Annotated in this window: 29 protein-coding genes; 8 read left to right on the plus strand and 21 right to left on the minus strand. The window is 39.5% G+C overall.

From position 1 onward, the window contains the following. The first annotated feature begins 93 nt into the window (after positions 1-93). Positions 94-936, plus strand: coding sequence for an RNA polymerase sigma factor RpoH (gene rpoH, locus HMPREF2750_RS08565; RefSeq protein WP_049368696.1), 843 nt, complete (start codon positions 94-96; stop codon positions 934-936). A gap of 49 nt (positions 937-985) precedes the next feature. Here the strand turns inward: rpoH and plsY are convergent, their stop codons facing one another. Further along, positions 986-1,585, minus strand: coding sequence for a glycerol-3-phosphate 1-O-acyltransferase PlsY (plsY, locus tag HMPREF2750_RS08570; RefSeq protein ID WP_014064698.1), 600 nt, complete (start codon positions 1,583-1,585; stop codon positions 986-988). Positions 1,586-1,682: 97 nt separating this feature from the next. Between plsY and folB the strand changes: the two genes are divergently transcribed. Continuing rightward, positions 1,683-2,039: a dihydroneopterin aldolase gene (gene folB, locus HMPREF2750_RS08575; protein ID WP_065244670.1), complete on the plus strand. Its 357-nt coding sequence runs from the start codon at positions 1,683-1,685 to the stop codon at positions 2,037-2,039. 70 nt (positions 2,040-2,109) lie between these two features. Here the strand turns inward: folB and HMPREF2750_RS08580 are convergent, their stop codons facing one another. Both HMPREF2750_RS08580 and HMPREF2750_RS08585 read right to left on the minus strand, forming a co-directional pair. Next, positions 2,110-2,727: an endonuclease III domain-containing protein gene (locus HMPREF2750_RS08580; protein WP_070583454.1), complete on the minus strand. Its 618-nt coding sequence runs from the start codon at positions 2,725-2,727 to the stop codon at positions 2,110-2,112. 19 nt (positions 2,728-2,746) lie between these two features. Beyond that, the gene (locus HMPREF2750_RS08585; protein WP_070583456.1) at positions 2,747-3,358 is read right to left on the minus strand and encodes a cation diffusion facilitator family transporter; all 612 of its coding nucleotides are present in this window, start codon (positions 3,356-3,358) and stop codon (positions 2,747-2,749) included. An 84-nt stretch (positions 3,359-3,442) separates the two neighbouring features. On the opposite strand from HMPREF2750_RS08585, the gene HMPREF2750_RS08590 reads away from it, so the two are divergent. Continuing rightward, positions 3,443-3,826 carry a MerR family transcriptional regulator gene (locus HMPREF2750_RS08590; RefSeq protein ID WP_049356170.1) on the plus strand — a complete coding sequence of 128 codons (384 nt, stop codon included), beginning with the start codon at positions 3,443-3,445 and terminating at the stop codon, positions 3,824-3,826. Between the two features lie 51 nt (positions 3,827-3,877). Here the strand turns inward: HMPREF2750_RS08590 and HMPREF2750_RS08595 are convergent, their stop codons facing one another. From HMPREF2750_RS08595 to HMPREF2750_RS08645, 11 genes are all read right to left on the minus strand, one after another. Next, positions 3,878-4,975, minus strand: a complete 1,098-nt coding sequence (locus HMPREF2750_RS08595) for an NnrS family protein (protein WP_070583458.1) — start codon at positions 4,973-4,975, stop codon at positions 3,878-3,880. Further along, entirely contained in the window at positions 4,968-5,660 is a 693-nt protein-coding gene (locus HMPREF2750_RS08600) for an ATP-binding cassette domain-containing protein (protein WP_186821585.1), read from the minus strand. The genes HMPREF2750_RS08595 and HMPREF2750_RS08600 overlap by 8 nt, the downstream gene beginning before the upstream one ends. Then, positions 5,660-6,457, minus strand: coding sequence for an ABC transporter permease (locus tag HMPREF2750_RS08605; RefSeq protein ID WP_070583459.1), 798 nt, complete (start codon positions 6,455-6,457; stop codon positions 5,660-5,662). Before HMPREF2750_RS08605 ends, HMPREF2750_RS08600 begins: the two co-directional genes overlap by 1 nt. A 21-nt stretch (positions 6,458-6,478) precedes the next feature. Further along, on the minus strand, positions 6,479-7,456 hold the full coding sequence (locus HMPREF2750_RS08610; RefSeq protein WP_070583461.1) for an ABC transporter substrate-binding protein: 978 nt from the start codon (positions 7,454-7,456) through the stop codon (positions 6,479-6,481). 131 nt (positions 7,457-7,587) lie between these two features. Continuing rightward, positions 7,588-7,947 carry an MmcQ/YjbR family DNA-binding protein gene (locus tag HMPREF2750_RS08615; RefSeq protein WP_070583462.1) on the minus strand — a complete coding sequence of 120 codons (360 nt, stop codon included), beginning with the start codon at positions 7,945-7,947 and terminating at the stop codon, positions 7,588-7,590. Positions 7,948-8,015: 68 nt separating this feature from the next. Continuing rightward, a complete protein-coding gene (locus HMPREF2750_RS08620; protein WP_070583464.1) occupies positions 8,016-9,902 on the minus strand; it encodes a Z1 domain-containing protein in 1,887 nt (628 codons plus the stop codon). Beyond that, positions 9,902-10,942, minus strand: a complete 1,041-nt coding sequence (locus HMPREF2750_RS08625; RefSeq protein WP_070583467.1) for a restriction endonuclease PLD domain-containing protein — start codon at positions 10,940-10,942, stop codon at positions 9,902-9,904. Before HMPREF2750_RS08625 ends, HMPREF2750_RS08620 begins: the two co-directional genes overlap by 1 nt. Next, the gene (locus tag HMPREF2750_RS08630) at positions 10,939-12,063 is read right to left on the minus strand and encodes a DNA cytosine methyltransferase (RefSeq protein WP_070583469.1); all 1,125 of its coding nucleotides are present in this window, start codon (positions 12,061-12,063) and stop codon (positions 10,939-10,941) included. The genes HMPREF2750_RS08625 and HMPREF2750_RS08630 overlap by 4 nt, the downstream gene beginning before the upstream one ends. Positions 12,064-12,294: 231 nt before the next feature. Then, positions 12,295-12,780 carry a hypothetical protein gene (locus HMPREF2750_RS08635; protein ID WP_070583471.1) on the minus strand — a complete coding sequence of 162 codons (486 nt, stop codon included), beginning with the start codon at positions 12,778-12,780 and terminating at the stop codon, positions 12,295-12,297. A 26-nt stretch (positions 12,781-12,806) separates the two neighbouring features. Beyond that, positions 12,807-14,216, minus strand: a complete 1,410-nt coding sequence (locus HMPREF2750_RS08640; RefSeq protein ID WP_070583473.1) for a multicopper oxidase domain-containing protein — start codon at positions 14,214-14,216, stop codon at positions 12,807-12,809. Position 14,217: 1 nt separating this feature from the next. Then, entirely contained in the window at positions 14,218-14,940 is a 723-nt protein-coding gene (locus HMPREF2750_RS08645; RefSeq protein ID WP_070583475.1) for a 1-acylglycerol-3-phosphate O-acyltransferase, read from the minus strand. Between the two features lie 87 nt (positions 14,941-15,027). Here HMPREF2750_RS08645 and lpxH point away from each other — a divergent pair, with 87 nt between their 5' ends. Further along, the gene (lpxH, locus tag HMPREF2750_RS08650; protein ID WP_070583477.1) at positions 15,028-15,732 is read left to right on the plus strand and encodes a UDP-2,3-diacylglucosamine diphosphatase; all 705 of its coding nucleotides are present in this window, start codon (positions 15,028-15,030) and stop codon (positions 15,730-15,732) included. 64 nt (positions 15,733-15,796) lie between these two features. On the opposite strand, the gene glmS is transcribed toward lpxH, so the two are convergent. The 6 genes from glmS to nudC all read right to left on the minus strand — a co-directional run bounded on the left by glmS (position 15,797) and on the right by nudC (position 21,470). After that, positions 15,797-17,629: a glutamine--fructose-6-phosphate transaminase (isomerizing) gene (gene glmS / locus HMPREF2750_RS08655; protein WP_070583479.1), complete on the minus strand. Its 1,833-nt coding sequence runs from the start codon at positions 17,627-17,629 to the stop codon at positions 15,797-15,799. A gap of 50 nt (positions 17,630-17,679) precedes the next feature. After that, the gene (locus HMPREF2750_RS08660) at positions 17,680-18,462 is read right to left on the minus strand and encodes a DeoR/GlpR family DNA-binding transcription regulator (RefSeq protein ID WP_070583481.1); all 783 of its coding nucleotides are present in this window, start codon (positions 18,460-18,462) and stop codon (positions 17,680-17,682) included. A gap of 126 nt (positions 18,463-18,588) precedes the next feature. Continuing rightward, a complete protein-coding gene (locus tag HMPREF2750_RS08665) occupies positions 18,589-18,861 on the minus strand; it encodes an HU family DNA-binding protein (protein ID WP_005696943.1) in 273 nt (90 codons plus the stop codon). Between the two features lie 137 nt (positions 18,862-18,998). Then, complete coding sequence (locus HMPREF2750_RS08670) at positions 18,999-19,589, minus strand: YjaG family protein (RefSeq protein ID WP_070583483.1); 591 nt, start codon at positions 19,587-19,589, stop codon at positions 18,999-19,001. Positions 19,590-19,600: 11 nt separating this feature from the next. Then, complete coding sequence (hemE, locus tag HMPREF2750_RS08675) at positions 19,601-20,665, minus strand: uroporphyrinogen decarboxylase (protein ID WP_070583484.1); 1,065 nt, start codon at positions 20,663-20,665, stop codon at positions 19,601-19,603. 10 nt (positions 20,666-20,675) lie between these two features. Next, on the minus strand, positions 20,676-21,470 hold the full coding sequence (gene nudC / locus HMPREF2750_RS08680) for an NAD(+) diphosphatase (RefSeq protein ID WP_070583574.1): 795 nt from the start codon (positions 21,468-21,470) through the stop codon (positions 20,676-20,678). Positions 21,471-21,617: 147 nt separating this feature from the next. Here nudC and HMPREF2750_RS08685 point away from each other — a divergent pair, with 147 nt between their 5' ends. Next, the gene (locus tag HMPREF2750_RS08685) at positions 21,618-22,073 is read left to right on the plus strand and encodes a DUF3290 family protein (RefSeq protein ID WP_070583486.1); all 456 of its coding nucleotides are present in this window, start codon (positions 21,618-21,620) and stop codon (positions 22,071-22,073) included. After that, complete coding sequence (locus tag HMPREF2750_RS08690) at positions 22,073-22,708, plus strand: DUF421 domain-containing protein (protein ID WP_049365275.1); 636 nt, start codon at positions 22,073-22,075, stop codon at positions 22,706-22,708. The genes HMPREF2750_RS08685 and HMPREF2750_RS08690 overlap by 1 nt, the downstream gene beginning before the upstream one ends. A gap of 42 nt (positions 22,709-22,750) precedes the next feature. On the opposite strand, the gene HMPREF2750_RS08695 is transcribed toward HMPREF2750_RS08690, so the two are convergent. Next, complete coding sequence (locus HMPREF2750_RS08695) at positions 22,751-23,965, minus strand: aromatic amino acid transporter (RefSeq protein ID WP_070583488.1); 1,215 nt, start codon at positions 23,963-23,965, stop codon at positions 22,751-22,753. 176 nt (positions 23,966-24,141) lie between these two features. Between HMPREF2750_RS08695 and HMPREF2750_RS08700 the strand changes: the two genes are divergently transcribed. Together HMPREF2750_RS08700 and HMPREF2750_RS08705 are read left to right on the plus strand one after the other, a co-directional pair. Beyond that, on the plus strand, positions 24,142-25,005 hold the full coding sequence (locus HMPREF2750_RS08700) for a YicC/YloC family endoribonuclease (RefSeq protein WP_070583490.1): 864 nt from the start codon (positions 24,142-24,144) through the stop codon (positions 25,003-25,005). An 8-nt stretch (positions 25,006-25,013) separates the two neighbouring features. Then, on the plus strand, positions 25,014-25,853 hold the full coding sequence (locus HMPREF2750_RS08705) for a CAF17-like 4Fe-4S cluster assembly/insertion protein YgfZ (RefSeq protein ID WP_070583492.1): 840 nt from the start codon (positions 25,014-25,016) through the stop codon (positions 25,851-25,853). Positions 25,854-25,876 lie beyond the last annotated feature (23 nt).

The raw sequence follows: 25,876 nt of genomic DNA on the forward strand, positions 1-25,876 counted from the left end.
ATGAAACAAATTGAGGTATAATGACAACAGTTGTTATACAATAACAAATAAGTAATGAGTCGGGGCGTCGCTCCGCATGCTGTGAGGAGAAGAATGAATAAAGAAACTCAAATGATGTTAGTTCCTCAAGGTAGCATCGAAGGTTATATTCGAGCAGCAAACGAATATCCGATGCTAACTGCAGAGGAAGAAAAAAGCTTAGCAGAACGTTTGTATTATGACGGTGATATTGAAGCAGCGAAAAAATTAGTTTTATCACACTTACGTTTTGTTATTCATGTTGCGCGTGGTTATTCAGGTTATGGATTACCGCAAGCAGATTTAATTCAAGAAGGTAATATCGGATTAATGAAAGCGGTAAAACGTTTTAATCCGGAAGTGGGTGTTCGCCTTGTATCTTTTGCGGTGCATTGGATCAAAGCTGAAATCCATGAATATGTCCTTCGCAACTGGCGTATTGTGAAAGTTGCTACCACGAAAGCACAACGTAAATTGTTCTTTAACCTACGTAAAACTAAACAACGTTTAGGTTGGTTCAATGAAAACGAAGTGGATATGGTGGCGAATGAGCTTGGTGTGTCAAAAGAAGATGTCATCGAAATGGAATCCCGTATGACAGGGGCTGATGTCGGCTTTGATTTGCCAACAGACGATGATGACGAAGCTTATGCACCTTCTTTATATTTAGAAGATAAAAGCTCAAACTTTGCGGCAGAACTTGAAAGCGAAAACTTTGAAGAACAAGCAACAGAAAAATTAGGTACAGCCTTAGCAAATCTTGACGAACGTAGCCAAGATATTATCAAAGCACGTTGGTTAGATGATGATAAAGCCACCCTTCATGATCTTGCAGCAAAATATAATGTGTCTGCAGAACGTATTCGTCAGCTTGAAGCAAACGCACTGAAAAAACTTAAAAGTGCGGTTGATTTCTAAGCTGTTTTGATAAAAAGAAAACCTGTCGATTATCGACAGGTTTTTTTATTTATTTCTTTTTGGATTTGCCCCACATTTTATCTTCTTGGCCTCGCCATAAGCGCTGAATGTTGTCGTGGTGGCGATAAATCAGCAAACAGCAAACTAAGGCAACGGGGAAGGTAAATTCTGGTTTAAGCCACCAAACATAAAACGGTACAAGAAGTGCAGTGATAACCGCACTTAATGAGGAATAGCGACTAATTAAGAAGACTAACAACCAAGTGCCAAGCGTTGAACCAGCGACGCCCCAAGAGATGGGCGCAATGGCACCGAATGCGGTCGCTACACCTTTCCCGCCTTTAAATTGAAAGAAAATGGGGAAAATATGGCCTAAACACGCACCCAAGGCAACCATGCCTAATTCAAATTGTGTGAGTCCTAAATAATAACCCGCCCAAACAGGTAACATTCCTTTTAAAATATCGCAAATTAATACTGCAAGCGCCGCCCAACGTCCGCCAATACGCAATACATTGGTCGCACCAGGGTTATGAGAGCCATTTTTTCGCGGGTCAGGCAAGCCTGCTACCTTACAAATCAAAATTGCACTGGAAATCGAACCCAGTAAATAAGCAAAAATCATATAAAAAAGGGCAAATAGGCTCATTTTGTGCTCCACAATCTTGATTGTATTTGAAAAACTTGTTCGTTATTTTAACCAAACTTGATAGCATAAGCCCACTATATTTTTACAGGAATGAGAGATGGATCGTATTTTTATTGAAGAATTAGTGGTCTTCGCACAAATTGGGGTGTATGACTGGGAGCAACAAATCAAACAAAAGCTCGTTTTTGATTTGGAAATGGCATGGGATTGTCAAAAAGCCGCAGAAACAGATGATGTGCAATACTGCCTCAATTATGCGGAAGTGAGTCAATTTATTTTAGATTATGCCCAAGCTAAGCCATTTTTATTGATTGAGCGTGTGGCTTATGAAGTAGCAGAGCAATTACAACAACGTTTTGGGATTTCATGGTTACGCCTCAAATTAAGCAAACCCAAAGCGGTTGCTCAAGCAAGTAATGTCGGAATTATTGTAGAACGAGGCGAGTTGAAATAATCGCTGAAAATTGACCGCACTTTTGGGAAACCTAACTCAGTTTAAGGTTGGGCGATTCTCCAATGCATTTTTAACGTAGCCAACTTTCATCCAAGTTAGGTGTTTGTCGAAACACTTTACCATGTTCATCAATTACTGCATGCCATTCTTGGGCAGTTTTCAGTGAAATACGCTCCATTAGCGGCATACATTCAGCGCGTAAAGCCGTATAAGTTTGTGCTTGGCTTAAACCAAGACGATTAAAGAGACGTAGGGCATATTGATCGGCGATAAAAACTTTACGTTCAAAAAGATAGAGCAGCATCGCATCTGCAGTTTCTTGTCCCACACCTTTTAGAGAAAGTAACTGTTTGCGTAGTGTTTCCGTTGGTGTTGTTTTAAAGGCAGATAACTCTCCGCCTTGTTCCGCAAACCATCTCATTTGATGTTTAATATAAGTACTCTTCTGTTTATAAAATCCAGCTGGGCGAATACGTTGTTGTAATTCTTCATCTGACACGGTGAGTAGTTGTTCCAGCGTTAAAATATCCTCGAGTTGCTGCAACGCATTGATGGCATTTTTTGCAGTCGTTTGCTGAATTAAAATCATCGAAACCCAATCGGATAAACGATTTTTGTCGTTCCACCAATTCTGCTCGCCATAGTGTCGATATAATTTTTCTAAGGTTTGTTCGATTCTATCAAGCATAAGTATTTCCATTTCATTTTTACTGCTTTTTTAATGCTAAGCGGAACGTAGCAATCCCACTTTTTAATACCAACACACTTAGTATCATACTTGCCAATGGGTCAACCCATAACCATCCCAGAAAATAGGCACTGATACCCGAAAGAATAGCAATAATGGAACCGAATAAATCGGTCAGTACATGTAGATAAGCCGCTTTGATATTGAGATTATCATGATCGCTGTTTAACATCATCTTTGCAACGAAAAGGTTTACCAATAATCCTAAAGATGCCACACCAAGCATCGGTAATGCCATCATCTCGATGGGATTTTGCCAGCGTTGAATGGCTTCAACTAAAATCATCAATGCCACAACAATCAATGAGCCGCTATTAAGTAGGGCAATGTATCGTTGTTTTTGAGCGGATAGAAACAACGCTAACAAGGCTAAAAATAACGATAAGCCATCATTTGCCATGTGACCCGCATCAGCCATGAGAGCCAAACTGTTAAACCAATAGCCGCCAACAAATTCGACGACCATAAAGCCGGTAATGATGGCAAAACTGAGCGCTAAGATTTTTTTATCTTGTGGAATATGTTCATGAGATGAATGCTCATGATGTTCATGGGAATGGTGGTCGGACATAATGTTCCTCATTGTGTCTTTAATTAACTTGAGATAAAGTATAAAGTCCGTAGTAACTACAAGGTCAAGGCTTGATTTAAAAAAATGAAGATTCACGAACTCAGCAAACAAAGCGGTATTCATTTAGAAACGATTCGGTATTATGAAAAAATGGGCTTGATGCCGGAGCCTAAACGGCTGGCAAATGGTTATCGAGATTATGATGAAGCCAGTTTGAAGCAATTAAAATTTATTAAAACCTGCCGAGCATTAGATTTTAGCTTGGCCGAAATTAAATTTTTTAATGAGATGAAAACGCAGCAATCTCAACATTGTGAAGTGGATAGTATGTTGGCAAAACATTTGGTTTCAGTAGAAGAAAAAATTGCCGAACTGACTGAAATTAAACATTTCCTACAAAGTTTAATTACCGAAGATGATCATCAAGCTGCTGATTGTAAAGCAATGGCCCAATTAAAAGCCTATTAAGTGCGGTCTAAAAAATATCAAAAATCCGCACATTGATGTGCGGATTGGTCATTACTCCGGATCATCCGTAAAGGCATTGTTTCGGAATATCGGCACAAAGGTGGCCAAATACAGTATAAACACAATGGCAATTAAAATAGCCGGAATCGTGATAAAAAACAGCTCGTCCACATACATTAAACAAGTCCGGGAAAGCGCCGCCGTGAAAAGACAAAGCACGGCAAGGCGACAGAGTTTTGGGTAATCCAGTTTCGTAAAGCCACTATGCCATAATCCCGCAGTGAGCCAAATCATCATCATACTGCCGAGAATGCCGCCGAGTGTCACCATGTGTAATGGATCGGCGGTAGGCTCATCAATTAATTTATTTATACCAATCCACAAATAGCCAATCGCGGCGAACAGTTGAAGGAAATAATAAGTGCGTACGTAATGTTTGCGTAGCAGTTCGTGATGATGTAATTCGCGTAACTTGGCAAGCAAGATAAAGCCAACGGCAAAGGCTGTAAAAGCGGCTGTTTGTGCAGGCAACCAAAGCTCTGCTGCGGTATGAAGTAATAAAAATGTAATTGCGATATTTTTATACACGACATTCGGGATAAATACGGGATCTTTCAATATACTTTCTTTCAGTGCCTCTGCGCCTAATAGAATGCTGACTCGAATTGATACAAACATCACTGCCGCCATATTCAAATGCACCTGTGCCCGCAATAATTTCAGACTATCAGTCATGGCGTAAGCCGTCTGACAAACCGTAAATGCAGCAAGTAACATCAGTAAAGTAAAATTGTCGGTATTGCGATCCAACCAAAACAGCCAAGCACAAAAGAGTAACAAAGCGAGCCAATAAGCTGCCACTAAAAACGAGGCGGTTTGCGGGGAAAATGGCAATAATACCAATCCTGCAAGCAAGAGCATCGCTAAAATCGTTGCAATAGGTTTTAAATTACCTTTGTAATTTGTCCATTCGAGCATGGAAGCCGTCAGAAAGCCGCCGTATGCGGCTGGCAGCATAAATTCTAAGAATATTTTGCGGTGTAGGATGAGATCATCGGGGCTGATGAAAAAGCTCAAGGCTCCAACAATCGCAAGAATGGAGGCACCAACAAAAAAGGGTCGCATTGGATGAGTAAAGAAATTATTCATAGTAATGGATTCCTTGAAATTCGCGTGCGACTACGGTTTCTTCAAAGGCTGAATTACGTTCGGATAATGGTGTTGGCAAGGTAATCACATTTTGCACATCCATCCCTTTTGGAGAAAGCTGCATAATCTCTTGGCTTAATCGAGCTGCTTCAAAACGATCGTGCGTCACTAAAATGCAAGCCATGCCTTGTTGCTCAATTTTTTCCACTAACATGGCGGCTAAAATATCACGTAAATCGCGATCCAAACCAACAAAAGGTTCGTCCAATAAGGCTAAATCACAGCCGCATAGTAATAGACGCAAAAATGCCACGCGTTTTGCCATTCCACCCGATAATTCGGTCGGGTATTTATTCAAATCACCCGAAGAAAGTCCGATCTTTTCTGCCAGCGCAATGATTTCATTTTCATTAGGATTATCCATAAAAATGGCGATATTCTGCATAGCAGTGAGATTTTCTAATAGACGATTTTCTTGAAATAGAAACCCAGTTTTGCGGAATGTATTATGGATTTCGCCTGATTTTGGTGTTTCTAAACCTGAAATTAAACGCAGTACCGTAGTTTTACCACAACCGCTTGGGCCGAATAAAGTTTTCACTTCGCCCGGTTGTAAATCCATACTGAAATCGCGCACGATGGGATCGCGGAGAATTTCAAAACGTACATTTTTTAAACTCAGCATTATCTTCTCCACGGCATAAATAGGATTTCCAATGGCTTGGTAATCAAATATTCAAAGAGTGAAACAAATACAATCACCAACAGCACATAAGCCATGACCGTTGACGTATCTAACATGGCTCTGGCATCGGCAATCTGTGCTCCCACCCCCTCATTGGCACCCAAAAGCTCTGCCATAATTACCACTTTTACGCCCATCGCAACCGAGACGCCAATGCTGGAAATTACATAGCCCGTGAGATGGGGAACATATAAATAGCGGATTTTTTTCCACAATCCGAGCTTGTACGCATCAAACAATTCTTCATGTTGTTTGTTTACACTTGCCATGCCTATAGCAGCACTGGCAAAGGTTAGCGGGGCGACTAATACGATAATGGTAAATAGCACACTTGGGTTGCCAAAGCCAAACCAAAATAATGCCATCACGACCCAAATGATTGGCGGCATGGCTAACAAAATCGTAATGACAGGTTTGAGCAATGCCATAGCGGTTTTAAAGCTGCCCGCAATCAGCCCAGCGGCTAAGCCTGCGACTAATGCAATGGTAATACCTACCACAGAACGCCATAACGAAATACCGATTTCGTTTTGTTGGAAATGATCGAGCAGCTCAAGGGCTTTTTGAAAAACATCCGCGGGAGCAGGCAGCATAAATTCACCAAATACTGAGCTGCCCCAAGCCCACAAGGCAACCACCATCATCGCCACACTCAAGCCGGTAAAGCCGCTCCAGAGATAGTCGATGATGTAAAACAGGACAGGTTGTGGTTTACGGATTTTGTCAGTTTTAATCATGTTATGTGATTCAGTTTCAAATTAAGCCAAGAAGAATTTATCATCTGGTAATTTACCACCTAAGAGTTTTGGATTGAACTCCATCAAGGTTTCATAGAATTGCATGATTTCATTTTTCAGTTCACTGGCTTTGGTTACTGTTAAGCGTGCACCGTCTAAGCCCATTTCAATAGCGGCTTCTGGAGCAGGAAGATAATTAGCGCCAATTTCAGCCGCACTTTTGCGGTTAGCCATAATCCAGTTTAACGCATCACTTAAATCTTGGTGAAGTAGATCAAACTCTGCCTTGTGTGCGTGGAAGTATTCTTCGTTAGCAATAATGCCCGCCATTGGAATAAGCGGTTTCGTGTTAAACGCTTGACCCCATTCTTTCACTAAATCAAAGCCACGTACAATCTCTGTACCGACAATTTTAGCTTTTTGCACAACGGCGCTCGCCATCGGTTCCGGCAGGATGGCCGCATGGAAATCTTTCAGTAGGAACAAACCAATCGCTTCAGTTGGTGTTGCCGCATAGGTGATATCCACTTTATTAATATCAATATTCAGTTTTTTCAGTAAAGCTTGCAATACGATGTCAGGCATATCGTTTTTAAATGGCACAAGGATTTTTTTACCCACCAATTCTTGCGGTGAAGTAATAGCACCACTTTTACACATCAACTGCGTAATCCCATTGGTGAGAATATTTACCATGCCAACTTGTTGCCCTTGGTTACGTAAATTCACGCCGACATTACTTGGGCTCATCATCACCTTAAATTGTCCACTTGCCACACCCGCACGCAACTGATCAGGCGAACGCCAAATTTCTAATGCTACATCCGCTTGTTTGGCTAATTTACCTTGTGCTGCCGCCACCGCAATGGTTACACTTGGCATCGCGGGTGCGCCATAAATGGTAAATTGTTCTTTTGTTGCCGCAAAGAGAGAAGGCGACATGCCTGCAGCGGTAAGTGCAGCACTCATTCTTAAAAAATCACGTCTATTCATTGTCATGGTTATCTCCTTATAATGAAACAAGTCTAACACTTGTATCTTGATAATGGTTTTCATTTATTATCTTACTACTGTGATTAAAGTAAAGAAAGACAAAAGTGCGGTGAGATTTTTAGGTGTTTTAAATTCTTCTACTTTGTTAAGTCGTAGCTCCAATCCAACAATTTGAAGATTTCTTCGGTTTCTACGCCATGATCTAACACAATCGTTAGCCAGTGGGTTTTGTTCATGTGGTAGGCAGGCAAGAAATTAGGTGATTGTCTCAAAATATTCACCATATCGGGTGGACATTTGAGATTGATAAAATCAGTTTCTCCCTCTTCTTGTAGGCCAAGCTTTGTTTTTCTGATTTTGCCAATAAGTGCATACCATTTCCCTTTGGCATTACCATGGCGCAAGATGGCATATTCGGGGTATTTTTCCCACAGATATTCCGGCTGTGTCGCATATTGATTAGCCGCATAATCAAAGATTTGTTGTGCTTGGTGCATGGTTTGTCTTTTTATCATTTAGGTTATAAAAAAACGCCTAAAATAGAATTTTAGACGTTTTTTGAATTTTATTTTATTCCCCAATAAACAAGTCCTTTATATGGTAGTTTAATATTAGGCAACCAAAAATCCTCCCCCTGCCAATCGTTGTTTTTATTTCCCACGACTTTATAAAGTGTAAGAAATAAATCATTAGGATATTCTTCTCCTAATTTTCTATCATCTGGAGAAAGCATTGTGCCAGTCCCTTTAGAAAGATTACGCCCTGTTTTGACCAAAACATAAGTTTTAAAAGTTGGACGTTGAGTCTTCAATGCTTGAATGCTGATGATAAATTTTTTCTTATCCCAGTCGTCCAGTGCATAATCGCCGAGTTTATCCAGAATTAAGAATAAATCATCTGTATCTATTTGATATAAATTGGCTTGGACTTCATCTTTCAAAATAGAAGGTAAAAGGTCATCAATAGCCGATAAGTTGTTTTCATTCGGACGAAACGGAAAGTAATTCACGCCACCGACCATTTGATTAATACCCTCTGATTTTAATACATTTTTTCGGGTTGGGTTAATATTTTGGGGATAAATAATCTGAAGATTGCCGTCTAATTTTTTTGCCTGCTCAATAATCAGATTATTTGCCTGATTAAGTTGAACAAAGAAATGATAGACATCAGACGGAATATAAAGCCGTAATAATGACTTATCCCGGTCATATCCAAAAATACGAGAATGTTGCCAGAAAGTATCTGCATTCGGTTTTTTAGCTGTGCGACTGTAATAAACTGTTTGCAATTTTGGAATAGTCAATCCTCGCCCAATCACATTACCACCAATAATAATGTTGAAACCTTCTTCTAGATTGAAATCAGCTTCTGTCTGTGAGTTAACAACAAGGGTACAGATTTGCTTATTTTCTAAAAGAGCGGTTAGCTTTTCGTAGATTTCTTCAAAGTGATGAATATCGGGTTTGGTTTTTTGTAAATCTAAGTAGTTTTCTTTAAAACTATCTGCAATATTTTCTCCATTATTGATCGCTTGAACTAAATCATTCAAAAAGGCTTGGATTTTTTGAGAAAAAGCTTGATGGTCGAGAATTTTATAGCTTGGATGCAGAGCAAAATTACAGTTAGTTTTACCACATAGCGCAAATTCTGCACTGGTTATCATAAAACTGAGTAATGCTTGTTTTACCCCTTCGGCAATTTCACCACTTTCGTCTTTCATATCATCTAATTCACTGTTAATAAAACGAACGATATAACAGGGTGGATCAGAAAATACAAAATTACCACCAATGTATTTTTCTCCTGCTTCAAAGAAGTGGATAAATTCAGGTTGCCAATCGGATTCATCATGTTGCAACAAAAGTGATTGTGGTGTGGCTGTCAATTGGATAAATAGACTTTGACAACAGGAATTTTTGATGTCGCTCAATAGCTTATTGATAGTGCTAGCATCTTTATCATGCTTATCAGCGTTAGTGTTCAGGCTGGCCGCATCGGCTTCATCGTCCACAATAACTAAAGGATAGCCTTTCAGACTGTTTTGGCTAGTAAATAGATTGCGCCAACGTTTCAGTACACGAGCGTTCTTTTTAATCACTACTAAGATAGGATTATTTGCCTTCATCACTTCCATAAAACTTCTGTCGTCATTTTCTGACAATACGATAAAGTTTTTCAGATTGGTTTTGGCACGTTTGACTGTTTGTTCCTGCAAATCTACACTGTCGGTGGTGAGATATAGAAAAACTTTGTGATCATTATCAGCTAATGCACTTAACACCCCCAAAACCTGCGCTGTTTTGCCACTTTGAACATTTCCAAGTAATAAAACATTTTGTGAAATTTTTGGTTTTGTTTGCGCTAATTTTGCCATAAAACCGTTAACAGTATTTTTAACAGAATCAGCTAACTCAGGTGGAGTTAATTGGTTTAAGTAGGTTTGTAGCATTAGTTTTTCCCCTTAAATGAGAGTAACCAAATATTAGGATTGTCTGTTGAGCGAAGTTCAATATGGTCATTGCCGTATTTGCGTAGAGTTTCTTCAGTTACAGGTTCTCCCGTCCTTAAACAATCAGTAGCTTCTAAACGTCCTTTAATCCATTTACCAAAAATGGTCTGGTCTCCTTTTGAGCTGAAATTCTTACCGTTTTGTCCAGTGGTATTACATTCAAATTGCCATCCATCATCTGTAATCACTGTGAATTCTTTTTGTTTTGGGTATCCATCTGCACTTAAAAATTTTGTTGATACAATCAATTCAGCTTCATACCATGGCCTAGGTAAATAAAACCCTCGTTTATTTTTACGGCCTTTGGCGAAAAATCGATTTAAGCTACTTTCTGGAAAAGTTTTAACAGGTAAATTAAAATGATAAGCCGATATTTGTGAGAAAAGTTGTTCAACTTTAGAATCACTGATTTTCTCAACGCCTAAGCATTTTTCCAGATGAACATTATGTTCTTTAAAATCAGTTGGTTTTTCTACTTTATTAATAGTTACTCCCAATTGCTGAATGACCTGTTCTATATCATTATGTAACTTGGATGCCATCTGAAAATTACTCAAATGAAGCATCGTTTCATAGGTGCGCTCAGTGTTATCCCAAAAGCAAGTAAGATTAGCAGAGCCAATCAACCCATGAATCTCATTCTGACTTTTAAACGAATACATTTTTCCATGAAATTTTACACGTGGTGAAATGTATACAGCTCCACGTTGTTCTTCTTGTAAAAAATGATTTAATTCACAGAGGCTGTTGTATTGTGGTCTAGTAAATCCCTCTAAATAGTGCATGCCAACCAACAAATTGATTTTCTGACTATGTTCGCTATCTTCTAAAATTTTATGTAACTCTTTGACTGCATCATTTGATACATAGCCTGTTGCCATTAAAACTTCATTGGCAGACATAAATAAATCCATCCAAACTTTATTTAATGGCTTATCTGTAATTCGTGCATTAGCAATATTAGAAAAAACAGTATTCATCGTTTTCCTCCTCGAATTTTGCTTAATCGCTCATGGAATAAAATTTCTTTTTCAGCTTCTAATTTCTTATGTAAATCTACTTTTTCGTAGTTGCCTGAAAAAATCGGCAAAATACTTTTTGCTAGTTCAACGACCCCTTGTGGTGGAACGGCATTACCAATTTGACGACGAACTTCTGTCGTTGAACCAATAAACTCAAAATCATCAGGAAAACTTTGTAATCTTGCACGTTCACGATTAGTAAAAGCACGAGGTTCAGGATAATGGTAACCCCAAGTACCCCCTCCCCCTGCAGCAATGATTGTTGTGGAAGGTTTATCTCGGTGCATACGGCGATAAACAAGGCTTAACATACTTTTTACATATAAAGGATGTTCTTTAGGAATGTCGCTATAGTTTCCTCCTTCAGGGATTAGCTCTAAACGCTTACGAGTTTGTTCACTAATCTTCAGTAGCTCATTATTACTGGCATTTGGAGGGATATTGGATACTGCATGACCTGCGGTTACATATGGTTTTAACCCATTTTCGCCAGTCTCATTGTGAGTCGGTTTTGGATGGTGAAAATCAAATCCTGTGTCTAACCGAACACCAACAATCAGGACTCGTTCTCGAAATTGAGGAACGCCAAATTCAGCAAAGTTATATAACTTTGCCTGAACGTAATAGCCACAATTTTCAAAGTCGGTAATGATTTGTTGGATGGCTTTTTTCTTGTTGGCGGTCAGAAGACCTTTGACATTTTCGGCAACAAAAACTTTTGGTTTTTTTGCATTCACAAAACGTAAAAAACTTTTATACAGATTCCCTCGCTCACCTTCTAAACCAGGTTGTTTCCAAATCATGGAAAAATCCTGGCAAGGAAAGCCACCTAAAATAATGTCACATTCAGGAATAGTTGGATCATTTGGGTCAATTTGTTCAATATCACCTTCTACGATTACATCGCCAATATTTTTGCGAAAACTCTCGCAAGCCCAATGGGAAAAATCATTAGCCCAAACAGTCTCATAACCAGCTTGATGAAAACCCAAATCCAAGCCTCCACAACCTGAAAATAGAGATAGAATCTTAGGTTTATTTTCGGTTGATTTAATAAGAGGAAGTTGTTCAGAATACATATGAGTTTTCTCCTATGTGGGAATTATTTAGAAAATCATGAAACAATTGTAGAAGAAAGTTGTATCTTATCCATAAGATACAGATTAATGAATTTAAAAGTATCATCTTTAACATTTTCTTATATAGCTGTTATTTTATTGCTCATTATTATTTTTTATTAAGATCATATTGAAAATATATTATGTGGCACATATTGTGCATTAGAGCACAGATGTTTTTTGTGTTTTTAATTACTCAGTCACGTAGAAAACTTGTTTTTCAAATTCGTGTTTACCAATTTTGACAGTCAGCACATATTTGCCGATTGGATCTCTTCGGTCGAATGTCCAACAGTTCATCATATATTTGCCATTTTCTAATGTTGGTCTGGTATAAGTGATAGTATGGAGTTTTTTATTTGGTGATGACACCACTTTTGCATTCTCAATCGAACTAGTGAATTCACTTTGGGCTTGAGCTTTAAAGGTTTCACTTACCGTTGCTTTTTTACCAAAATTCCCCGTTGCTACCCAACATACTTTCTCAGTTTTATTGGAACGAGAGGTTTCTTTTTTATTTAAATCAGGTGATGGCTCCTGAGTTCTATCAAACACAGAGAGATAAATAGTAGGCTCATTTGCAGTATCTTTAGCTGTTTCTTTTGATTCTGGTGCTACAGCAAATGTGCCAGTTGAGAATAAGGTCGCAATTAAAGCGAATGTTGAGATTTTTTTCATGTTAGATTCCTTTTTATATCATTATTTTATTGAACAATCATTATACCAAGGCAGCCCATATCTGCCAGCATTAAATTGGATGAGCCAAATAAGAAGGGATGAGTATTTGACGAAGGTTGTTCAAATTTTACTAAAATTTGTACTTTCTTTTTCACCCAAACCGTGTCTTTCCATGCTAGTTCCGACGCATCGACGTTGACGTCATCTTGGCTTTCAATAACAAATTTAGCCCCTTGAATGGTGAAGCCAACTGGCAGCGAACTGTTGATGACCCAACGTTCGACAGTACCGACTTTGGCCGACACATCAACTCGGCGAGGATCGAAGCGTTGTTTGTTGATTAAGCCATTTGTTACATCCAATTCAAAGGTGCGTTCTTGGGCGATTTTACTCTCGAGTATCGCCGTGGCATCAGTATTGAATTGCTCATTCATTTTTTTACTGAATGCGGAGATTTCACCTTGTGGTCTAAGTTCTAAAACGGTGTTATCTGCAAAATCATTACCTGAACTGAACACATTTTTGATTTTGTCAAAGATACCACGTTTAGCGCCAGAGATAAGCGATACGCCTTCTCCTTCGCTTAAATTGACTAACACTTCTGCACGTTCTCCCGGTGCAAGAATGAGAGAATTTATCGCTTTACCTTGAGGTAAAAAACCTAAATCTCGTGCAATGAGCAACATGTCTTGTTCGTTATCTAAACGCAGATCATAGGCTCTTGCCAATGAGGCATTAAGCAAGCGTAAACGTACCCAACCGCGAGGGACGTCAAGATAAGGCGCTTCTTGTCCATTCACAAGAAGACGATTACCGACAAAGTGCGGTTGATTTTGCTTAAATAATTGTAATCCGTCGCTGTTAAATTCCATGTCTTGTAAGATTAATGGAATATCGTCCACGCCATATTTATGAGGCAGTTGCGATTTTAAGCTTTGATCATCTTCAATTAACCACATCCCCACAATTCCACGATAGGTTTGATAAGCAGAGTTAGCCAGGGTCGCTGAACGATACCAGCAAGTCGAGGCAGGTTGCTCTATCGGGATAATCGGAGCCCAAGATTCTCCTTTCTTTAAGACTTTTGCGGCACCACCAAATAATTCGCCACTGGCTTGTAATCCTTGAATGGAGAGGGCAATGCTTTGTGGCAAATTGTTGTGATAATTGAGTTTTGCAAAGGAACCCGATTTGATGCGAATAGTAGGCCCAAGATAATTGCCGTTAAAGCCCCATACACTGACACTATGGGAGCCATCTAGCTTATAACCGGTTTCTTCCATATTAAGAATAATGGGGCGACCACGTTTTGCCTCCATCAACGGAGGAATAGTTAATTTTTCACGGGATGCTGCTAATACTGATTGAGGTGTGGCAGCAAGTGCAGTTGAAATTGCGGTAGTTTTTAATAATTGGCGACGAGAAAGACGCAACATATTATTTTCCTTGTGCAACTTCAGCATCGAGTTCGGCGATGCGTTTTTCCATTAAATCGTGACAGTAAGAAGCGAGTTCGCGCACATTGTCTTTTGTGTATGCTGACACATCAATTGGCTCCATCATTTCACAAATTACCTTACCATTATCCCAACGATTCAAATCAATTTTGTTATGCGTCGTTGAACACACTACAGGCACGATTGGCACACCAGCCGCGATTGCAGCATGGAATGCCCCTGTTTTGAATGGCAATAAGCCGCGACCACGGCTACGTGTACCTTCAGGGAACATCCAAATTGACAGGTTGTCTTTATTGATACGGCGAGCAAGTTCCGTCATGGTGCTGTGTGCTTTAGAACGATTTTCACGATCTAGGAAAATATTACCCGTTACCCAATATAAAATACCGAAGAAAGGAATCCAAATTAGGCTTTTTTTACCCACACTCACCGTGCGAGGTAATACCATGTAAGAGATAGTTACCATATCGAAATTATTTTGGTGGTTACCGATATAAATACAACGCGGCATATTCTCTTTATTTTGTGGAAAGCGGTGTTCTACTTCTAAGCCAAATAAAGGGTATAAACGACCAAACCAGCGAGCCATAACGCCCACATTACTTGGATTTTTGAAACGAATAAAGGAATAGATCGTACCGAGCACACAAATTAAAATACAGCAAAGTGCAATGATGAGAATTCTGGCGATTTTTAACATAGAAAATACCTAATTAAAATTTTTGGAAAGTATAGCAAATTACACAAAAATGTGTGCTAATCTAATGAAAAAAATGACGGAATAGTTATGAAACCCATTTATTTTATTGCAGATCTTCATTTGAGCGAAACCCATCCGGAATTAACCGCACTTTTTAACGATTTTATGCAAAACAAAGCACAAGAAGCCCAAGCGGTTTATATTTTGGGGGATCTTTTTGATTTTTGGATTGGTGATGATGAAACTTCACCTTTAATCTCACAAGTCAAACAGTTGATTAAAAACCTGACAGAAAAGGGCATTGCTTGTTATTTCATTCATGGTAATCGAGATTTTCTCGTAGGGAAAAAATTTGCACAAGATTGTGGTTTAACGTTATTGCCTGACTATCATTGTGTTGATCTTTATGGTGTGAAAACCTTAATTTGTCATGGTGATACGTTATGTGTTGATGATGTGAAATATCAGCAATTTCGCCGAAAAGTGCATCAAAATTGGCGACAAAGGCTGTTTTTATGTTTGCCACTAAAAGTGCGGTTAAAAATTGCAGAGAAAATTCGCGCGAAGAGTAAACAAGATAAGCAATATAAGTCACTGGATATCATGGATGTGAATTTAGCGTTTACGGCACAAACAGTGAAAGAATTTGGCGTTAATCGGTTAATTCACGGCCATACACATCGAGAAGCCATTCATCAGGAGGAAACATACATGCGAATTGTGTTAGGCGATTGGCGAAAGGATTATGCCTCAATTTTGGAAGTGACAGAAAACGGTTATCGGTTTATTTAAACAAAAAGCACAGGATTAAACCTGTGCTTTTTTGTATTAAAATGCGCTGATTTTTAACCGCACTTTATTCTACTGTTACCGATTTTGCTAAGTTACGAGGTTGATCCACGTCGGTTCCTTTAATTAATGCCACGTGGTATGACAATAATTGCATTGGAACGGTGTAGAAAATTGGTGCAATAATTTCATTCACTTTTGGCATGGTGATAATTTTCATGCCTTCGCTTGGTGTGAAGCCTGCTTCTTTATCAGCGAACACATAAAGCTGACCACCACGAGCACGTACCTCTTCAATGTTTGATTTCACTTTTTCAAGTAATTCATTATTTGGTGCGACCACGATAACCGGCATGTCTGCATCGATTAAGGCTAATGGACCGTGTTTTAATTCACCTGCCGCATAAGCTTCAGCATGGATATAAGAAATTTCTTTTAATTTCAATGAAGCTTCCATTGCGATTGGGTAGAATTCACCACGACCTAAGAAAAGTGCATGGTTTTTCTCTGCGAAGTCTTCTGCTAATGCTTCGATATCTTTATCAAATGCAAGGGCTTTTTCAACTTCAGCCGGAAGTGATTGTAACGCTTTTACAATTTCCACTTCTTGTTCGTTTGAGATATTGCCTTTTACTTTACCAATTGCAGTCACTAACATTAATAATGTAGCCAACTGAGTGGTAAAAGCTTTAGTTGATGCCACACCGACTTCAACGCCAGCACGTGTCATGAATGCAAGATCGGATTCACGTACTAAAGATGAACTTGATACGTTACAGATCGTTAATGCTGCCATGTAACCTTTTTCTTTTGCAAGACGAAGTGCTGCAAGGGTATCCGCTGTTTCACCTGATTGAGAGATAGTCACTAACAAGCTATTCGGGCGAGTGACAAATTTGCGATAGCGGAATTCAGACGCGATTTCAACATCACAGCTTACGCCAGCAAGTGCTTCAAACCAGTAACGAGCCGTCATCCCTGCATTATATGAGGTACCACAAGCCACGATTTGAATATGTTCAACTTTTTCTAAAATTTCAGCTGCGCCATTACCAATAGCATCCACAATCACGTTGTTATGAAGGATACGTCCTTCCATGGTGTTGATTAATGCATTTGGTTGCTCATAGATTTCTTTTTGCATGAAATGGCGGAATTTGCCTTTTTCTGCTGCATCATTTTCAAGGTTAGACTCGTGCACTTCACGTTCTACTTTTTGACCATTCGCATCGTAAATATCCACGGTACGACGTGTAATTTCTGCAATGTCGCCTTCTTCTAAGTAGATGAAACGACGAGTCACGCTTAATAACGCGAGTTGGTCAGATGCCAGGAAATTTTCACCAATCCCTAAACCAATTACTAATGGGCTGCCTGAACGTGCAGCCACTAAATGTTCTGGATGTTCGCGATCTAATACCACCATACCGTATGCACCGGTAAGTTGTTTTACGGTTTTTTGGACAGCTTCAAGAAGATTTGAGGCTGTACGCATTTCCCATTCAACGAGGTGAGCAATTACTTCGGTATCAGTTTGAGAATTGAACACATAACCACGAGATTTAAGCAATTCACGTAATTCTTCGTGATTTTCGATGATGCCATTATGTACGACAGCAAAGTTACCCGAAGTATGTGGGTGAGCATTGGCTTCAGAAGGTTCACCATGAGTTGCCCAACGTGTGTGCGCAATCCCCGTACCACCGATTAATGGTTTTATTGCAACGGCTTCATCAAGGGCTTTTACTTTACCTAAGCAGCGCACTCGGTGTAATTCATGGTTTGGATCCACGACAGCAACACCTGCAGAGTCATAACCACGATACTCTAAGCGGTGTAAACCATTAATTAAAATTTCTGCTACATCACGTTGTGCTACCGCACCAACAATACCACACATAGTTTTTCCTTATTTACTAAAATTAAAAGTCTTATTTTTCTGACCGCACTTTATGCCACATCTACACAAATTACTTCTACGCCTTGCGCCATTATGGCGTCTTTATCAGTCTGAGATAATTTGTTATCAGTAATCAGCACATCAATTTGCTGCCAGGTTAATTCCACATTTGGCATTTTTCTGCCAATTTTTTGTGATTCCACCATCACGATCACTTCGCGAGATACTTCAGCCATCACTTGGCTTAAGCGAACCAACTCATTAAATGTCGTTGTACCACGTTCTAAATCAATGCCATCGGCACCAATAAATAATTGGTCAAAATCATAAGAACGTAGCACTTGTTCGGCAATATTGCCTTGGAAGGATTCGGAACGCGTGTCCCAAGTGCCTCCCGTCATTAAGAGCGTAGGTTCATTTTCGAGTGAACGTAATGCTGTCGCCACCGAAAGCGAATTCGTCATCACAACCAAGCCTTGCTTGCGATTAAGTTGTTTAATCAATGCAGCGGTTGTGCTGCCACTATCCACAATAATACGATTATGATCACGAATACGTTCTGCAGCTGCCTTAGCTAAGACTAACTTTCGTTGCGAAAGTTCATCATCTTGTTCTTCTTCGATGATTTCTTGTGGCATTAAAATGGCACCACCGTATTTACGAAGAAGGAAACCATTACTTTCCAATGCAGTGAGATCTTTTCGAATCGTCACTTCAGAGGTGTCAAATAACTGTACTAGCTGTTCTACACTGACTTCACCTTGTTCTTGCAGCAGTTGCATGATGGCATGTCTGCGCTGTTGGGTATTTCGGTGTTGAATGTTTCGTTTCATTATTTATATCCCGCAATAAGTTTCGGTTCGGAATTATATCGGCAAAATAATGATTGTAAAGCTAAAATTTAGGCAACAAAAAACCCTGACAAAGCAGGGTTCAATTAAAATTCGTTTTAAGAGCAATTATTTGATTGCGTCTTTTAATGCTTTACCAGATACGAATGCTGGAACTTTAGATGCTGCGATTTTGATTTCTGCACCAGTTTGTGGGTTACGGCCAGTACGTGCTGCACGTTTGTTTACTTTGAATGTACCGAAACCGATTAATTGAACAGGTTCACCTTTTTTAAGGCTACCAGTGATAGCGGCTAAAGTAGCTTCTAATGCAGCTTTAGCTTGTTTTTTGTTTAATTCAGCTGCACTTGCAATTGCATCGATTAAATCTGTTTTGTTCATAAATTTGTACCTTCTGTTAAATTAAAATTGACTCTATTTAAATAAGCGTAGCTTTTAACTGCTACGGCTTGGGCAAGTCTAATCGAACTTGGCAGGAAATAAAAGCCCGATTTGCAAAAATTGTGACAAATCTCACGTTATTGCTCAATTTTTATACCAATGTTGGAGATTCCCTCCTGTTTAATCTCGTTTCGGAGGGATAAAATCAAGTCTATATCGCGTTTTTCACAGTCTTTGAGTAAGCGATAGATTTGCCATTGAAGGTCTAGTTCTTCTTCAATTTCTTCACGGCTTTTCAGTTCAGTTTCAGAAAGCTCACGATCTTCTTGTGTTTCTAACAAAGAACAAACCGTGCCTAATGAAATTTGGCTGATTTGAATTGCTTTTTCAAGTGTCTCGCCCGCGATAATCGCGTGCAATAATTCACCTAACGCTTCACAAGCATCGAGAGCGGGTACCACACCAAAGAAGTCATAATCATTCACATCAGGAATAATTTCTTCAAGTTTCTCTAATTGGTTCTCGAAATTAATCTTTGCCTCTTTAACCGTTAGAAACTCCCACACTAAGTTTAAAATGTTATGATAGGTTTTTTCTGCAGGCTTTTGTTCGGTCATTTGACAAAACAGGGCAAAGTTCGGTGCCATACGTTCGCATAAGCAAGCCATAAAGGTCAGATGTTGCCAGCTTTCAACATTTTCGAGGCGCTTGTGAATTGGATTTCGCATTTTTTTCTCGCTTATTTATGATAGGCTTTTGAGAACTCATGAATGGCATCCACGAAGATTTTTGGTGCACTTTCTGGCACATCTTGGTGGATTCCATGACCTAAGTTAAATACATGTCCGCTGCCTTGACCAAAATCAGCTAAAATTGACCGCACTTCTTGCTCAATACGCTCTGCTGGTGCATATAACACGCTTGGATCCATATTGCCTTGTAGTGCCACTTTATGGCCCACACGCGCTTTTGCATCAGCCAAATTAACTGTCCAGTCTAATCCGAGTGCATCACAGCCTGTATCAGCCATGGCTTCTAACCATAACCCGCCGCCTTTAGTAAATAAGGTTACCGGTACTTTACGACCATCGTGTTCACGAATTAAACCATCAACGATTTTGTGCATATATTGCAGAGAGAAATCTAAATATTCACGATGACCTAACACACCGCCCCAGGTATCAAACACCATGACCGCTTGTGCACCAGCTTTGATTTGAGCATTTAGGTATAAAATCACGGAATCCGCTACTTTATCTAATAAAAGATGTAAAGTTTGCGGTTCGGCATACATCATTTTTTTGATTTTATTGAAGGTTTTGCTGCTACCACCTTCAACCATATAAGTTGCCAGTGTCCACGGGCTACCAGAGAAACCAATCAGTGGCACTTCGCCTTTTAGTTCGCGACGAATTGTACGCACAGCATTCATCACATATTGAAGTTCGCCTTCTGGGTCAGGAATCGGTAAATTTTCGACCGCACTTTTATTTTCAATTGGATGAGCAAATTTGGGGCCTTCACCTGCACCAAAACTTAAGCCTAAGCCCATCGCATCAGGAATGGTCAGAATATCTGAGAACAAAATAGCCGCATCTAAAGCATAGCGACGAAGTGGCTGTAAGGTAACTTCACAAGCTAAATCCGCATTGCGGCAAAGAGACATAAAATCGCCTGCTTCTGCACGTGTTGCTTTATATTCAGGCAAATAGCGTCCCGCTTGGCGCATCATCCATACGGGGGTCATATCCACTGGTTCACGTAATAAGGCTTTTAAATAACGATCATTTTTTAATTCAGACATGGACTTTCCTTTATTTATTTTGTTCCGCTTTGCAAAGCTCAAGCGTAGCATTAATTAATTTGAGTGCGATAGTACCTGTTGGTGGTAATTCTGGCAAGGGGGCAGTAGTAGAAAACCATTGCGCATCATGCAGTTCTGTCTCTTGCAGTTGAATTTCTCCGCTGTCGTAATCAGCTAAAAAGCCCACCATTTGTGAATTAGGGAATGCCCAAGGTTGGCTACCGAAATAGCGAATGTTTTTAATACGAATCCCCGTTTCTTCAAACACTTCACGATGAACGGCATCTTCAAAGGTTTCACCCACTTCCACAAAACCGGCTAGCGTGGTGTAAATACCTGCTTTGCCTGGCGTGTAATGGCGTTTATGGTTGGCTAATAAAATCTCTGTGCCACGGCGAACGGCGACAATAATCGAAGGGCAAATAACGGGATAAGTACGATAGCCACAACTTGTGCATTGAACCGCTAGCTCATCGTGAGTTTGTTCCGCTTTTTGACCGCACTTTCCGCAGAATTGGTGGGTTTTCAAAAAATGATTGATTTCCACGCCTCGGCTTAACAAATGAAAATCTTCAGTTGGTAAAGACAACAAACTCCGCAGGGAAAGGTATTCTCGTTCATCTTGATCATTTTCTGCCACAAGCCATAAAGGTTGTGATTTCCATTTCCCGAGCAACATTGCTTTTTGCGTTGTGAGGCCGAGTTCCTTTGCTGTTCCGAAAGGCAGATCATTTTCCTGCCAATAAAGTGTCGATCCTTTGGTGAACAGCCAATATCCCTGATCTTCGGGCTGAATTGCTTTCATATTTTTCTCTTTTTGTTTCAAAAGTGCGGTCATTATAAAAGGGATTTTTCGGAAAAACGAATTTAATTTCTGTGATAAAAATAGCTAGTCAGTTTTCGTTGTGCTACAGTAGCAACCTGTTTTTCTCTTTAAAATTAGGAATGACAAATGTCTTTTTTCTCTTTTGCTTTTTTAGAAAATTCGATGTCTTTTGAAGGTTATTTTAAATATATCGCCATTTTTGTCTCGTTAGGTGCATTGCTTGTGGTGACAAGCTTATATTTACGTCATCGGTTACAAACCAAATATCGCGATCTCAGTATTATCTTTCTTTTATTAATTATTTTCTTGCTCGGTGTGCAATATAAGCAATATGAGCAAAATGAAGTCTATGCAGCTGATATCTCTAGCGTGGTGACATTTTTAAATTCGGTGAAAGATAGTCAAAATTTACAGAAAGAAGATATTCGTACCAATAGCCGTACATTAATGAACGGCATGATTTTAAATATTCGGGATCAGTATTTCGAAGTCCATTTTAATAATGATTTTTCAGCGTATACCTTATCCCCAATTAACTTAGTAAACCCTAATGTTACTGTGATTGATAAGGAGGATAAATAATGGATGGCTACACATTATTAGGCTTGAAATTGGCCATGGGTATTATTGGACTGGTACTCCAAATTAACTTAATGGGAAAAGGTAACCTTGCACCGACTTCCGCGATGGATCAGGTACAAAACTATGTGCTAGGTGGCATTATTGGTGGTGTGATTTATAGCGATAGTATTGGGGTATTCCAGTTCTCTCTCGTGCTCGTGCTTTGGACATTATTGGTTTTTACCCTCCGTTTTATCAAAAATCATAACAAATTAGTTAAATCTTTGATTGATGGTAAACCTGTTTGGGTGATTTCAAACGGTAAGGTTAAAACCGCTGAATGTATGAAACACAGTATTACTGCTAATGACCTCATGTTTAAGTTACGTGCTGCCGGTATTTATGAAATCAAAACGGTTAAACGTGCGGTATTCGAACAAAATGGGCAACTCTCGATTATTCAATACGGCGATGATAACTTACGTTATCCATTAATTGTTGATGGACAATTAGATGATGATGTTTTAGACATTATTGATCGTGATGAAGAATGGGTTAAAGCTGAGTTAGAAAAACAGAACATAACGATTGAGCAAGTGTATATTGGCGAATACTTGAATGGTCAGTTAGTGGCACATGTATATGAAAACAAATAAAAGAGACCGCACCTTAAAAGTGCGGTCCTTTTTTCGCTCATTTTAACCGACAACAAAAGGTAAGTAACCTGCTCGGATAGCAAAAGGAATAGAAGTAATAATCACACCGAGTACCAATACAAGTACTAGCAATGCTTTACCGCCCCATACTCGGTATGGCAAGTTTGGATGAATTGAGCGTGCTTTCCAAACTAATGATACCGGTAAAACCACGGCGTAGAACGCGAACATTTGACCGGCATAACCTAGAGCGAGAATAAAACCTTCCGGATAGAAAAGGGAGAAAAGCACTGAGGGAATAAAGGTCATTAAACCTAATGAAATACGCCCTGCATGAATATCAAAAGATTGTTTGAGTAAGTCTTCGATACATTCTAATAAACCTAATGCCACCCCTAAGAATGAAGTGACCAATGCTAAAGTGGAGAAGATTTTTACTGCGTTAGCAATAATTGGGCTTTGGGTGATTTCTAAGGTTGCTTTCACTAAGCCATTTAATGTGGCGTCTTCACGTAAAATTTGTAAGAACTCATTTTGGCTGAGTAAGCCATGCGTAGAGAGCTGCCATAAAAAGTAAGCAAATAATGTGATGCCGGAACCCACTAAAATTGCAATGCGTAAGGATTTTACGTTACCGTCTAAGTATTTATTTAAGCTAGGAATGGAACCGTGGAAACCAAATGCCGTGAAAAATACAGGGCTTGCCGAAATAATTAAGGCATTATCAATCGGCATCGCCATTAAGTTATCAAATTTGATGTTTGGTAACATTAATGCGAGCACTAAGATAAAAGTGGCAATCATCACAAAGAATAGGACACGGTTAATTTTATCCACACTGTGTGTGCCAATGACAATAAAACTACCGAAGAAAATGGTGAATACAAGCACCGCGATTTTGTTCATGGTGTCTTTATCCCCCATGGCTGGGAGTAAATCCATTAATAAGGAACCACCACCACTTACATAAGCAGCAATTAAGGCATATAAAAAGACAATTAAAACAGCGGTGGAAATAATTCGCCCCGCTTTACCAAAATATTGTGCAGCAAGTGTGCCGATCCCCGCATCGCTGTCAGCAGTTTGATACAGTTCCACGAATAACAATGCGGTGAATGTGAGTACCGCCCACAAGCCAATTAATAAGAAAACCGTCGCCGTTAAGCCAATCCCTGCTGAGGTGAGCGGCATTGCCAACATCCCCGCACCAATCATGGTTCCTGCCACAAGCAAGGTACTTCCCACAGTCTTGTTCATTTTACTTTCCTTTGGTTGTAATAATTAATTTACGATGATTGTATTTTAATCTTTACAGTGTGTAAAGTGGAGAAAACAAATTTCTTCTACAAAATGTACGGTAGAAATGACCGCACTTTCCCGATAAAATAACCGGCAAATCAATTAAGACGAGAGACAATAGTAGGAGAGCGCTTATGATTTATAGTATGACAGCCTTTGCACGCCTTGAAATCAAGAAAGATTGGGGCGATGCAGTTTGGGAAATTCGTTCGGTTAACCAACGTTATTTGGAAAACTTTTTCCGCTTGCCAGAGCAATTTAGAGGCTTGGAAAATGCTTTGCGTGAGAAACTTCGTCAAAATCTCACTCGCGGTAAAATTGAATGTTCATTGCGTATTGATAGCAAAAAACAAGCAGCGGCTGAGCTCAATTTAAATAAAGAATTAGCGAATCAAGTGATTCAATCTTTACAATGGATTAAGTCGCAAGCTGGCGAGGGTGAAATCAATTTAGCAGATGTATTGCGTTATCCTGGCGTGGTGGAAGCGGCTGAGCAAGATCTTGATGCCATCAGTCAAGATTTGTTGACAGCTTTTGATGAATTGTTGGTGGAATTTATTGCAATGCGTGGGCGTGAAGGCGAAAAATTGCAAGCTATTATTCAACAACGTTTAGATGGCATTACGGTAGAAGCTGAAAAAGTGCGGTCACAAATGCCGGCGGTTTTACAATGGCAGCGTGAGCGTTTATTACAACGTTTTGAAGAAGCAAAGATTCAACTTGATCCACAACGTGTCGAACAAGAAATGATTTTATTGGCGCAACGTGTGGATGTGGCGGAAGAATTAGATCGTCTGCAAATGCATGTGAAAGAAACCAACAACATCTTGAAAAAAGGTGGGGCAGTGGGACGTAAACTGGACTTTATGATGCAAGAGCTCAATCGTGAATCTAACACGTTGGCATCAAAATCCATTAATGCTGATATCACCGCTTCTGCTGTGGAATTAAAAGTATTAATCGAACAAATGCGTGAGCAAATTCAAAACCTTGAATAGGAAAAATCATGGCAACATTTATTTCATTAAACCAATATGATTTGGTGGAAGTGGCGGGCGTGGATGCGGAGAAATATCTGCAAGGCCAATTAACTTGTGATGTGGTGCATTTGGCAGCAGGTGCTTCAACGCTTACAGCGCATTGTGATCCTAAAGGCAAAATGAACTCGTTGTTCCGCTTAATTAAGCTTTCTGCAGAGCAGTTTTTGATTTTAATGCCGAAAGCTTTATTGGCTCCACTCGATCATTTGAAAAAATATGCGGTGTTTTCAAAAGTCACTTTCCAAGTATTGGATTGGCAAATTGTCGGCTTGATTGGTGAAAAGTGCAGTCGAATTCACGCGCAGATTGAATTAGATATTGATGAAGATCGTGCAATTTTGATCAATCCAACACCGTTAGATGTCACCTTTAATGGTGATGAAAAACAATGGCTTTGTGCGGATATTCAAGCAGGTTTACCAAGCTTGAGTGTGGAAACGCAAAATGAATTTATCCCACAGGCATTAAATCTACAAGCGATTGAACAAGCGATTTCTTTTACGAAAGGCTGTTATATCGGACAAGAAACCGTCGCGCGTGCCAAATATCGTGGCGCCAATAAACGTGCAATGTATGTGCTTTCGGGTGAGACAACGGTTACACCGAAAATCGGCAGCGAAATAGAAATGCAGTTAGAAACGGCTTGGCGTAAAACGGGGACAATCGTCAGTGCGGTCAATTTTGACGGCGTGTTATGGTTACAAGTCGTGATGAATAACGATTTAGAAGAAGGAACGCATTTCCGTTTACCGGAAGATGAAACGGTTTTAAAAATTGAACCGTTACCTTATTCCATCAATAGCTAAAAAACGATTTAGTCATTGATGGC

Origin of the sequence: Haemophilus sp. HMSC066D02 (genome assembly GCF_001810545.1) — a bacterium.
Classification (GTDB): Bacteria; Pseudomonadota; Gammaproteobacteria; order Enterobacterales; family Pasteurellaceae; genus Haemophilus_D.